The organism is Acinetobacter sp. UBA1297 (genome assembly GCF_002307755.1).
Taxonomy (GTDB): Bacteria; Pseudomonadota; Gammaproteobacteria; order Pseudomonadales; family Moraxellaceae; genus Acinetobacter; species Acinetobacter radioresistens.
In genome coordinates this window covers 48,874-60,889 of sequence record NZ_DBUF01000003.1, presented here as the reverse complement: position 1 = coordinate 60,889, position 12,016 = coordinate 48,874, and the positions used below count along the sequence as shown (strand labels likewise).

At 45.4% G+C, this 12,016-nt stretch carries 13 protein-coding genes; 8 read left to right on the top strand and 5 right to left on the bottom strand.

Annotation, left to right across the window (positions count from 1 at the left end; all coding sequences use genetic code 11):
* Positions 1-25: 25 nt before the first annotated feature.
* From B3R63_RS01065 to B3R63_RS01045, 5 genes are all read left to right on the top strand, one after another.
* Positions 26-646, top strand: a complete 621-nt coding sequence (locus tag B3R63_RS01065) for an NUDIX domain-containing protein (protein WP_119878251.1) — start codon at positions 26-28, stop codon at positions 644-646.
* 9 nt (positions 647-655) lie between these two features.
* Complete coding sequence (gene cpdA / locus B3R63_RS01060; RefSeq protein WP_286728040.1) at positions 656-1,465, top strand: 3',5'-cyclic-AMP phosphodiesterase; 810 nt, start codon at positions 656-658, stop codon at positions 1,463-1,465.
* 211 nt (positions 1,466-1,676) lie between these two features.
* Positions 1,677-2,210 (top strand): RNA polymerase-binding protein DksA, encoded by a 534-nt coding sequence (dksA, locus tag B3R63_RS01055; protein ID WP_005022984.1) that lies wholly within the window; start codon positions 1,677-1,679, stop codon positions 2,208-2,210.
* Between the two features lie 4 nt (positions 2,211-2,214).
* Entirely contained in the window at positions 2,215-3,132 is a 918-nt protein-coding gene (gluQRS, locus tag B3R63_RS01050) for a tRNA glutamyl-Q(34) synthetase GluQRS (protein WP_414630828.1), read from the top strand.
* Positions 3,133-3,200: 68 nt separating this feature from the next.
* Entirely contained in the window at positions 3,201-3,431 is a 231-nt protein-coding gene (locus tag B3R63_RS01045) for a zinc-ribbon domain-containing protein (RefSeq protein ID WP_005022982.1), read from the top strand.
* A gap of 5 nt (positions 3,432-3,436) precedes the next feature.
* Here B3R63_RS01045 and ftsW read toward each other — a convergent pair whose 3' ends face one another.
* The 5 genes from ftsW to B3R63_RS01020 all read right to left on the bottom strand — a co-directional run bounded on the left by ftsW (position 3,437) and on the right by B3R63_RS01020 (position 8,561).
* Positions 3,437-4,633, bottom strand: a complete 1,197-nt coding sequence (gene ftsW / locus B3R63_RS01040; RefSeq protein ID WP_005017125.1) for a putative lipid II flippase FtsW — start codon at positions 4,631-4,633, stop codon at positions 3,437-3,439.
* Between the two features lie 24 nt (positions 4,634-4,657).
* Complete coding sequence (gene murD, locus B3R63_RS01035) at positions 4,658-6,004, bottom strand: UDP-N-acetylmuramoyl-L-alanine--D-glutamate ligase (protein ID WP_286728037.1); 1,347 nt, start codon at positions 6,002-6,004, stop codon at positions 4,658-4,660.
* Between the two features lie 166 nt (positions 6,005-6,170).
* Positions 6,171-6,428 carry a DUF6587 family protein gene (locus B3R63_RS01030; RefSeq protein ID WP_034671022.1) on the bottom strand — a complete coding sequence of 86 codons (258 nt, stop codon included), beginning with the start codon at positions 6,426-6,428 and terminating at the stop codon, positions 6,171-6,173.
* 19 nt (positions 6,429-6,447) lie between these two features.
* Positions 6,448-8,301 carry a ferrous iron transport protein B gene (gene feoB, locus B3R63_RS01025; RefSeq protein ID WP_005017131.1) on the bottom strand — a complete coding sequence of 618 codons (1,854 nt, stop codon included), beginning with the start codon at positions 8,299-8,301 and terminating at the stop codon, positions 6,448-6,450.
* Positions 8,298-8,561 carry a FeoA family protein gene (locus B3R63_RS01020; protein ID WP_005017133.1) on the bottom strand — a complete coding sequence of 88 codons (264 nt, stop codon included), beginning with the start codon at positions 8,559-8,561 and terminating at the stop codon, positions 8,298-8,300. The genes feoB and B3R63_RS01020 overlap by 4 nt, the downstream gene beginning before the upstream one ends.
* Positions 8,562-8,725: 164 nt before the next feature.
* On the opposite strand from B3R63_RS01020, the gene xerD reads away from it, so the two are divergent.
* The 3 genes from xerD to B3R63_RS01005 all read left to right on the top strand — a co-directional run bounded on the left by xerD (position 8,726) and on the right by B3R63_RS01005 (position 11,992).
* The gene (xerD, locus tag B3R63_RS01015; protein WP_286728035.1) at positions 8,726-9,646 is read left to right on the top strand and encodes a site-specific tyrosine recombinase XerD; all 921 of its coding nucleotides are present in this window, start codon (positions 8,726-8,728) and stop codon (positions 9,644-9,646) included.
* A gap of 102 nt (positions 9,647-9,748) precedes the next feature.
* Positions 9,749-10,564, top strand: a complete 816-nt coding sequence (locus B3R63_RS01010) for a DsbC family protein (protein ID WP_005017141.1) — start codon at positions 9,749-9,751, stop codon at positions 10,562-10,564.
* A gap of 123 nt (positions 10,565-10,687) precedes the next feature.
* Positions 10,688-11,992: a homoserine dehydrogenase gene (locus B3R63_RS01005; protein ID WP_286728034.1), complete on the top strand. Its 1,305-nt coding sequence runs from the start codon at positions 10,688-10,690 to the stop codon at positions 11,990-11,992.
* Positions 11,993-12,016: the final 24 nt, after the last annotated feature.

Here is a 12,016-nt window from a genome sequence, read left to right as displayed (position 1 = left end):
ACATTTCTTCATCCTGATTGAACGTATGACCATCATTGAACAGGCCAGCTATTCTGCAACCGATGTTAAGATTGAAGCACGTGAAAGTGTGTACCAAGGTTTTATACAGGTCGAGAAAGTCGCCTTGCGTCATCGCCTGTTTGGCGAGAATACCTACACTCCCGTATTACAGCGCGAGCTGATTCATCGTCCAGAGGCGGCAGGTGTCCTGATTTATAATGATGAACAGCAGAAATTTGCTTTGATTGAGCAGTTCCGTATTGGTGCTGTCGATGACCATGAATCACCATGGCAGCTTGAAGTAATTGCGGGTGTTCTTGATGCAGGTGAATCTGCTGAACAGTGTCTGTACCGTGAGAGTCTTGAGGAATCGGGTTGCGAGATTCATACCCTGCAACATCTTTTTAGCTTTTACCCTTCTGCAGGGGCCTGCTCCGAGTTATTTCATCTATATACAGCCCAAGCAAAGCTCGATCTAAACGGAGGAATCTTTGGTATGCCCGATGAAGGCGAAAATATTCGTCTTCATATTTTGGACTATCAGGACATTGACCAGCTATTTCAGCAGAATCGGTTATGCAACGCCCCAGTCATCATGGCGTTGCAATGGCTTAGGCAGCATGTAGTCACAATAATAAAGAACTAAAGGATAACGATGATAGTCTCTCATTCAATGGAGCATCGAGATACTTGGGTGATCATACAAATCACCGATACGCATCTGATGGGGCAAGCTGAAAAAGAATTTGTACAGATGAACCCCGAACAGAGCTTTCATGCAGTCATACAGCAGATTCTTCTCCAGCACCCCCACATTGATGCGATTATTCATACAGGAGACTTGGCCCAGGAACCCGAGCAGACCACATACCAGCGTTATCTCAGCTATATGCAGGGTTTAGGAATACCCTTTTTTCAGGTTCCAGGCAATCATGATGATCTTGATTATTTTCCGTTTCAGCAGAGTTATCATGAACCGGGTATTGTCGAGCTTGGAAACTGGTGCTTGTTTTTATTAAATAGTGCAGTGGATGGCCGAGTAGATGGCTACATTAGCCAGACACAGCTTAAGGCACTTGAACAGCAGCTTCAGCAACATGCGCATCAGCATGTCTTAATTGCCTGCCATCATCACCCTTTCGAGATGCGATCCCGATGGATCGACCAGCATAAACTCAAGAATACCCCGGAATTGACAGAAATATTGGCTCAGCATAGTAATATACAGGCTGTAATTTGTGGTCATGTACATCAGGACTCCATCCATATCTGGAATAATATCCAGTTTTTATCGACCCCATCTACCTCTGTTCAGTTTAAGCCACTCAGTGACCAGTTTGCGCTAGATGAGCAGGCTCCAGGCTACCGGATACTCAAGCTGCACAGCAATGGCCAGTTAGATACGCAAGTACATCGCTTAAAAGATTTTCATCACAGAATTGAGACAGAAATTTCAGGCTATTAACTTTTCATTTCTTAAATTTTGGGCTAATTTAAGACCCTTAAATTTAGTATTAAGCCGATAGTCTGAGAGAGTGTGACTATCATCTTAATTAAAATATCTATATGATGACCGCCCCTGATGGGAAAATTCACCCTAGGGGGATGGATATAATACTTGCATATCACCATATTTTTTGCGTATAGATATACGTATATGATGAGGAATGCCCTATATGGCGAATGACAACCAGAATCAAGTCTTAGACGAACATACAGAAGCTGCAGATAGTGAAAAAACTGCTGCAAAACGTACCCGTAAGCCGAAAGCTAAAACTTCAGAGGCAGGTACGACAGCAAGCTTGTTTGGTATAGCGCCTTATCAGCCTAAAAAAAATGAAGAATACATGTCTGAAGGGCAGCTTGAGCATTTCCGCCAGATTCTAGAAGCGTGGAAAGCTGAATTGATGTCGGAAGTAGACCGTACTCTAAACACCATGCAAGATGAGAATACTGCCCTGCCTGATGTCAATGACCGCGCTACCCAAGAAGAAGAATTTGCAATCGAGTTACGGACCCGTGACCGCGAACGTAAACTGATCCGCAAGATTGAACAGTCTTTACAGACCATTAAAGATGAAGACTATGGTTTCTGTGAAACCTGCGGGATTGAGATCGGTTTACGCCGCTTAGAAGCGCGTCCGACTGCTACGTTATGTATTGATTGCAAAACACTGGCGGAAATCAAAGAGAAGCAGAATAACGGCTAATTCTGTGAGCAGTGATTCCTTTCTGATCCCTCCTTTACAAAGGGAAATATCAGTTCAAGAGCATTACGTGGGTCGGTTTGCGCCATCGCCAACCGGCCCTTTACATTTCGGTTCACTTATTACAGCAGTGGCCAGTTACTGTGATGCCAAAGCCCGACAGGGTAAATGGCTGGTCCGGATTGAAGATACAGATATCCCGAGAATCTTTCCTGATAGTGAACAGCATATTCTTTGTGCCGTTGAGGCCTTTGGTTTCGAAGTAGATTCACATATCATTTTCCAGAAAGACCGTCTTGATATTTATGAGTCGGTTTTGGCACAGTTGCGAAAGCAGGGCCTGGTTTATGCCTGCCAGTGTACCCGTAAAATATTAGGCTCCAATCATATCTATGCAGGTACCTGCCGCCATCTCAATCTTCCATTTGAGCAGCAGGCCATCCGTATTAAGGTAAGTGACGAAGAACTGTGCTTTACAGATCGACTGCAAGGGAAGCATTGTTCTAACTTGGCTTATGATTTGGGTGATTTTGTGCTCAAACGTCGTGATGGCATTATTAACTATCAACTGGCTGTAGTAGTGGATGACTACTTACAGGGCGTCACTCACGTGGTACGCGGTGCTGATTTGCTCGACAATACGGTCCGGCAAATATGGCTGGGTTCAGTGCTGAGTTATCCTGTACTGCATTATATGCACCTTCCGCTTGCAATGAATAGTCAAGGACAAAAGCTCTCCAAACAGAATCTGGCATTAGCACTTGATTTAAGCCAGCCCTCTGTCTTACTACAAAAAGCTTTAAATGCTCTAAATCAGCCTGCTGTTGATTTGGATACGCCATCTTTAATGCTCAAACAGGCAATTAGCCAGTGGAGTGTTGAGGCCATACCTCACAGCTTGATGCTAAATGGTCACTATCTGTAACATGAAAAGATTGCTTGAATCTGAAAAGTAAGCTGCAATGGAGCAGAACAGATCAGTGGAGCAGCAAGATGTTTTTTATTTTCGGTATCGGACCCAAAACAAAAACAGTTGAAAATGGACAGTTTGTGTGTCCAGTTTGCCGGACACGCAGCGCTTATGAACTGAAGCAGCAACGTCAGTATTTTTCCTTATTTTTTATACCTCTCCTGCCCCTGTCAAAGGCTAAAGGAGAACTTGTAAAATGCCTGCATTGTGGCCATGAAATGCCGGGCATGGTACTGGAGCATGCCCGGATTTAGAAAATTTAAAAGCTGGATTCTTCACGGTTTGGATTGAGGACCTGAGTAGAGGCATCAATTTTTAAAATCAGGCTGATCATTACAGCACACATCATGAGTGAGGTTCCTCCATAACTAATGAAAGGCAGCGTTAGTCCTTTGGTTGGCATAAGGCCCATGTTCATGCCGGCATTAACCAGAATCTGCAGCAGAAAAATAATACTGATACCATAAGCCAGATAGCCTGCACGCAGGTATTGATGTTGCAGTGCACGATGGCCAATTTTGATACAGCAGGCAAGCATGGTAAAAGAAAGGCCAATGACTACAAAAATACCAAAAAAGCCCAGTTCTTCACCCAAGACGGCCAGCATGAAGTCAGTATGCGCTTCTGGTAGATAAGACAGTTTTTGTACACTATGCCCAAGTCCGGTTCCAAACCACTCCCCCCGGCCAAATGCCATCAATGCATTAGACAACTGATAACCGGCACCGAGCGGATCTGCCCAAGGGTCGGCGAAAGAAATCAGTCGCTGGAATCGATAAGGCTCAAACAAGATCAGGAATACGATTGCTGCAACTACGGCGCCTAAAAAGATCAGGAAGGTTCGTGGCGGTGCACCGGCCAAGAAGAAAATACCCAGCATCATCATGACAATAACCACCGTGGCGCCGAGGTCTGGCTCTGCCACAATCAGGCCTACAGTAATAGCCATGATTGCACCTAAACGCACCAGACCTTTCCAGTGATTTCGCACTTCTTCAGCACGGCGTACCACATAGTCTGCGGTAAAAATTGCCATCATTACCTTTGCAATTTCGGTGGGTTGCAAAGTAAAACCGCCCAGCCTGATCCAGCGGGTAGAACCATTTACCTCAGTCCCGATGACCAGCACGGCGGCTAGTAATACAATGGTAATAAGCCATAATGGGAATGTATTTTTAAACCAGACATTCAGGGCAATTTTATAAGTCAGAAATGCTGCAATCGCTGCAACTACAATTGAAAGAGCGTGACGTATAATATAATGAAACGGATTTTCATGCAGATACTCGGCATAGGGCATCGAGGCGGATGCAACCATCACCGACCCGAGACATAGCAATGCCACAACACAGAAAATCAGAACATTACGCGCTGTAATTTCAGCCGGTATTCGTGGTGCACAACGCTCATACCACTGCTGGACCTTGTTAATGGTTGTCTGAGCAAACCCAGCCATAGACCTTTCCTTATCTTTTTTCTTTTAGACCAATGCTTTTACACAAGCAACAAACTGATGACCTCGATCATCATAACCTTTAAACATATCAAAGCTGGCACATGCAGGAGACAGCAGGACCACATCCTCTGCATCTGCCTTGGCATGGCATAGCTGTACCGCCTCTTGTAAAGTTGCAGCTTTCAGAATTTCAGTACTGCCTTCAATTGACTGTTCAATCTTCAGTGCATCTTCACCAATCAGTACCACTGTTTTGACATATTGCTGAACTGCTGCGCGAAGAGCCTTAAAATCCTGCCCTTTGCCCTGTCCGCCTAAAATGACCACAACCTTACCTTTACGAGGTGCTATGGCTGCGCCTAAGCCCTCAATTGCCGCTAGAGTTGCACCGATATTGGTTCCCTTAGAATCATTGTAATAGCGTACGTTATTCACCGTATCGACATATTCACAGCGATGAGCCAAGCCTTTAAAGCTTTTTAATGTTTCTAGCATAGAATCTAAAGGTAAACCGATAGCTTCACCTAAAGCCAGACAGGCTAGTGCATTTGCAATATTATGCGTACCCTGGATATACATTTCTGTGCTTTTCAGCAGGCGCTCGCGGCCACGAGCTAGCCAGAGTGTACCGTCTGTATCACGCAGTACACCATACTGGTTCATATCTGGTGCATTCAGCCCAAAACTTTGTACTGGCACAGCATCAGGAACTAAAGGGCGGCTCAAGGCATCATCACGGTTAAAGACGACTTTTTTAACGCCCTGAAAAATCCGGTGTTTGGCTGCATGATAACCCAGCATATCACCATGCCGGTCCAGATGATCTTCACTCATGTTAAGCACGACTGCCACCTCGGCATTTAACAGTGAAGTGGTTTCTAACTGAAAACTTGATAGTTCCAGAATAATCAGTTCTGGCTGATCTTTAAGTAAATCAAGCGCCGGACGACCCAAATTCCCGCCCACTGCAACTTTTTTCCCAGCCTCTTTTGCCATTAAACCAATCAGTGTGGTCACGGTACTTTTAGCATTCGATCCGGTAATCGCTACAATTGGCATCTCGGTGGCGCGGCGCAACAACTGGATGTCACCTACTACTGGAATTCCTTTTGCTATAGCTTGCTGAATTTCAGGAAGCTGTGGCGCGAGACCGGGGCTTAAAATGATTTCTTCAGCCTGTAGCAGTAACTCGGTATCTAGTTGTCCGAAACTGGTCTGGATACCTGCAGGAATCTGGTCATGCCCTGGTGGATGGGTCCGTGAGTCTGTCACAGCCACCTGATAACCACGCTCATGAAGAAAATTCACGGCAGATACGCCCGAGATGCCCAAACCGGCCACGACTTTTAATCCGCCACGCTGTATTAACATTTTTGCCCCGCATCTATGTGTATTTAGAAACTGACGAAATGGTAGCACTTTGAGATTTTGAAAGCTTTTTCTGTTTTGCTTTTAACCTCATTTTTTTTGTGTCAGCGCGTAAAAAAGCCGTCATCTTGGACGGCTTTTTATAGTTGCAGTTATTGTTATTCAAGGATTAGTGCCATTTTACAGGCTTTACCTCATCATTTTTTATCTGTTTCATATCTGGTTTGGCCTCACAACCACAGCTCCCACCACAGCCACTACTGGTCGACTTTGGTTTTAACCATTTTGCCAGTGTATACCACTGTTTCTGCTCACAGAAACGAGAAAGGCTGAGGAAGACCGAATTGGCAGTTTTTGGGAAGACCTTTTTGAAGACAACCACTGCGCTCCAGATCACTACCAGCGCGACTATAATCATTTCAACCATCTCAACCTCCTCTCTTCACTTAAGCAAAATAATGTGAAGCAATTTGATAGGTCAGGAATGACATAAAATATGCCAGACCAAACAGATATGTGGTCATAAAGGCCACTGTTTTCCATGAACCGGTTTCACGGCGTACTGTTGCCAGTGTTGCCAGGCAGTGGGGGGCATAAATAAACCATACCAGAAGAGACAGACCGGTGGCCAGTGACCAGCCACTACCATCTGCACTGATCAGCTGTGAAAGTCCCTGTGATACCGCATCTTCATCAGTTGCAGACAGGGCATAAACGGTTCCAAGAGCTGCAACCACTACTTCACGCGCAGCCATGGCCGGAATCAGGGCAATACAAATCTGCCAGTTAAAGCCAAGTGGGGCAAAGATTGGCTGCATCAAGTGGCCAAGCATCCCGGCAAAACTATAGTCAATATCTGGCATAGTCGCGCCTGCTGGTGGCTGCGGAAATGTACAGAGAAACCAGAGCAGAACCGACAGTGCAAAGATAATGCCGCCCACGCGTTTCAAGAAAATCTTGCCACGGTCCAGCAAGCCAATCCAGATATTTTTAATATCCGGAAAGCGGTAACTTGGTAACTCCATTAGCAAGGTATGCTGAGATTTATCTTTATAGAAGAACTTCATAATGGTCGCCACCAAGAGCGCACTAACAATACCAGCCATATATAAAGCAAACAGGACTAAGCCCTGCAAATTCATAAAGCCCCAGACTGTCTGCTCCGGAATAAAGGCAGCAATTAATAATGCATAAACTGGCAGTCGCGCCGAGCAGGTCATCAGTGGCGCCACCAGAATAGTGGTTAAACGGTCACGTGGATCACTAATACTGCGGGTTGCCATAATACCTGGAACTGCACAGGCAAAGCTGGACAGTAAAGGAATAAATGCCCGGCCACTCAGTCCTGCCTTGAACATCAGTTTATCTAGCAAAAATGCTGCTCTAGGTAAATATCCAGACTCTTCCAGTACTAAAATAAAGAAAAACAGAATCAGAATCTGTGGCAAGAACACCACAACCCCGCCTGCGCCGGCAATAATACCGTCAACCACCAAACTGTTGAGAAGTGGCTGGGAAATATAAGGACTGATAGTTTCACCCAGCCAGCCAAAGAAAGTTTCGATCCCGTCCATAAAGGGCGCAGCCCAGGCAAAAACCGCCTGAAAAATCACAAACATCATCAAGGCAAGACTCAGCAGCCCCAAAACTGGATGCAAGAATATCTTGTCAAAAAAGTCGGTACGTTTATCTTCCTCATCAATATAGTTCACCACATCTTTTAAAATATGGGTGATCTTTTGATGAGTACTGCCTGATAAGCCACTGAGTTCGGTATGTGGCACATCAAACTTGCGCTGATCCAGTGAATTGATCAGGCTTTCAACCCCGGCATTACGTACAGCCACAGTTTCAACCACATTTACACCCAGGCGTTCAGAGAGCTTTTGTGTGTTGATCTGCATGCCGCGACGACGTGCTTCATCCATCATGTTCAGAACCAGCAGAATCGGACGGCCAAGCTCGATCATTTCCATGACCAGCCCTAAATGCAGTTTCAGATTGGTTGCATCCACCACACACAGAAATACATCCTGCTGGCCTTCTTCGGTAATTTTGCCTTGCACTACATCGCGGGTAATGGCCTCATCCGGACTGGTAGCATTTAAACTGTAGGTCCCAGGTAGATCCAGTACACGCACCTGCTGGCCCGAAGGCAGCTCGAAAAACCCGGTTTTCCGTTCAACCGTTACCCCGGCATAATTGGCTACTTTCTGGCGGGTACCGGTCAAATGATTAAATAAAGAAGTTTTTCCGCAGTTAGGATTTCCCACAAGGGCAACACGTAAGGGCTCACTCATGCAGGTGTTCCTTCTTTACTGATTTCAATTTTCTCTGCTTCGGCTCTACGCAGGGCAAAACGGGTAAAACCAATCTGGATCAGGATTGGATCACCACCGAATAGCCCTTTAGTAATGACCTGAACCTGAGTTCCCGGAACAAAGCCCAAGGTTTCCAATCGGCTTGCTACAAGGTCAGACTGCTCTGAAGTGCCATCCAAAGTCCGGTTGACCTTGGTAATGATGGCAGTTTGCTTAACTTTTAGCTCTGATAAACGCACCGCATCTAATCCTAATATTTTTTGCCCGGCCAGTATAACAAACAAATGAGAATAATTAACAAATAGGGATCGATTTCAATTCTATTTTTCTGCACAAATCGACAATCACCCTGTTTTAAACTACAGTTTGACAAGTAATGAAGAGATGGATTGGAACAGATTAAATGCTCAATAAAAAACCACGTATCCCCTCTCCGGTGCAGATTCCGGAACATTTAAGTTTTTTACAGGGTTTTCGTGATTTTTTAATTGCACAGACCGTTAGTCCGCATACCCGGAATGCTTATCTATCCGATCTGATCCAGTGTAGTGAATATTGTCCCTCTACTCCGCTACCGCTCTGGAACAGTGAAGATATTGCTGATGTTCTGTTTGAACTCACTAAACAGGGCAAAAGTCCCCGTTCAATTGCACGGACACTGTCAGCCTTACGTTCATTTTTCAAATTTATGCGTGAACAGCAATTACGAAGCGATAATCCGGTTGCCACACACAAAACGCCTAAGCTTGGCCGTGCGCTTCCTCAAGATCTGTCTGAACTCGATGTTGAACACCTACTGCATGCTCCTGACATCCATACTGCACTAGGACTGCGGGACCGGGCTATGCTGGAAGTTCTATATGCCTGCGGACTGCGGGTCACCGAACTGTTAAATTTAAGGCTGGAGCTGATTAATCTGAAACAGGGCTATCTACGTATTACCGGTAAAGGCAACAAAGAACGTTTAGTTCCTTTGGGACAGGTTGCCATTGAATGGGTCGAGAAATATCTCAATGAAGCACGGCCACAACTCTATAAAAGTGCCACAGACTATCTGTTTTTAACTCAGCATGGCGGGATTATGAGCCGGCAAAATTTCTGGTATGCCATCAAGCGTTATGCTCTTCAGGCCGGTATACAGGCAGAGCTCTCCCCACATACATTAAGACATGCTTTTGCCACACATTTACTTAATCATGGTGCTGATCTTCGTGTAGTGCAGATGTTGCTGGGCCATAGTGATTTATCCACTACCCAGATTTATACTCATGTAGCTCAGATCCGTATGCAGCAATTGCATGCAGCTCATCATCCTAGGGCTTGAGAATAAGCTGGTAAAACAGCACATGAAGATTGAACTCACGCCCCATATTTTTGTTATGCTAAACATCTTCAAATAACACAATGTTTAAAATAAGGGTTGTCTATGTTATTTACCCGTTCGAAAATTTTTATGGCGTGTGCCATGAGTACTACTCTCCTGCTAGGCGCCTGTTCTAATGACAAGAATAACCAAGGCAATACCAATACCTTAACTGCAACTGCTCCTGCAACAGGTGAAGCATCCAACCTATCCGAGCGTAATGCCCAGCAACGTCTGATCAAGACACTGCAACAGCATTTCAAGAAGGCCAACATTAATGCCAAAGTGGTTGATGTCAAGGCAACAGAAGTGCCAAACCTGTACTGGGTTTCACTCGAGGGAATGCCGTCCGTTTATGCCACCAGTGATGGTAAATATCTGATTCAAGGTGATGTGATCCGTTTAGGGGACAAGGAATTGCATAGTGTGAGTGAAAACCTGCAATCAGTTGAGAATAAACGCTATCTACAGGAACTGAAAACTGAAGATCTGATCGTTTACCCCGCTAAAAATAAAACCCAGCACATAATTTACGTATTTACCGATGTTAGCTGTCCATACTGCCAGAAACTGCATGCGCATATGGATGAAATCACCGCCAAGGGCATCGAAGTACGTTATATTGCCTGGCCACGTGGAGATCAGCTTTTCCCTGCGATGGAAAGTATCTGGTGCAGTAAAGACCGCGCTGCTGCATTTGAGCAGGCTATTCAGGGAGTACAGCTTCCTGCTGCAACCTGTAAAACTCCAGTTCGTGCACAGTATGAATTGGGCCACCGTATGGGAGTTAATGGAACACCAGCGATTTATAACAGTGAGGGTGAATACTTAGGAGGTTACCTTGCACCAGACGAACTGTTAAAACGCTTAAATAATTAATTTTTATATAAAACCTAAATATTTTTTATAGGTGAAGATAATCAATCTTCACCCTAGAGTCTGGCGGTTTTTTTAGCTATGATCTAGGCCTATTCAAGTTTTTAATGATGTATGGAGTGTGACGTGAAACCAGTTCGTCTGGCGATACTCGGTCTTGGGACCGTGGGTGGTGGAGCCCTTAAACTATTAGAACAAAACGCTGCTGAAATTAAACGTCGCACCGGTCGAGAAATTCAAATTACCCACGTCGGTACCCGCCGTCCACGTCCTGACCTGGATTTACCGGCTACAGTCAAGCAAAGCGCTGATCTGCTTGAAATTGTACGTCAGCCTGATGTTGATGTAGTGGTAGAGCTTATGGGCGGCATTCATCCGGCCTATGAAGTCATCATGGAAGCCATTAAACATGGCAAACAGGTGGTTACCGCCAATAAGGCGCTACTGGCCGAACATGGTAATGAACTGTTCAAGGCAGCCGATGATCATGCAGTACAGATCGCTTATGAAGCTGCCGTTGCAGGCGGTATTCCGATTATTAAGGTAATTCGTGAAGGTTTGGCTGCTAACCGAATTGACTGGCTGGCTGGCATCATCAACGGTACAGGCAACTTTATCCTGACCGAGATGCGTGAAAAAGGCCGTGCTTTTACTGACGTACTGAAAGAAGCACAGGATCTGGGCTATGCAGAAGCTGACCCGACCTTTGATGTCGAAGGGATCGATGCTGCACACAAGCTGACGTTACTGGCCTCAATTGCATTTGGTATCCCACTGCAGTTTGATAAGGTGTATACCGAAGGTATCAGCAAGATTACTGCTCAAGATGTCAAATATGCTGAAGAACTAGGTTTCCGTATCAAACATCTGGGTATTGCCCGCCGTACCAGTGCCGGTATCGAGTTACGGGTACATCCAACCCTGATTCCTCAGGAACAGCTTATTGCAAATGTAAATGGTGTGAAAAACGCTGTACTGGTTCAGGCCAATGCTGTTGGCCCTACCCTGTACTATGGTGCCGGTGCCGGTGCCGGACCAACAGCCTCTGCAGTAGTAGCTGATGTAGTTGATATCGTGCGGGACATTTCCTATACCGAAGATGGTGCAGGTACTATTCCGCAGCTGGCTTTTGAGGCATTGACTGACCTGCCAATCCTGAGCCGCGAAGAAATGACTACCGGCTATTATATCCGTGTTGATGCTGAAGACCAGACTGGTGTTCTGGCCGATATCACCACCATATTAAGTCGTGACGGTATTAGTATCGATGCCATCATGCAGCAACCGCGCCTTAAAGATATTATTCCAATCGTCATCATGACTGATCCGATTGTAGAATCAAAAATGGATGAAGCTCTTGCAAAAATTCAGGCTTTATCTGCCGTTCGTGGCGAAATCGTGCGAATTCGTTTAGAATCGCTTGATAGTTAATCAGGTGGAGAGGGTTTAACCCTC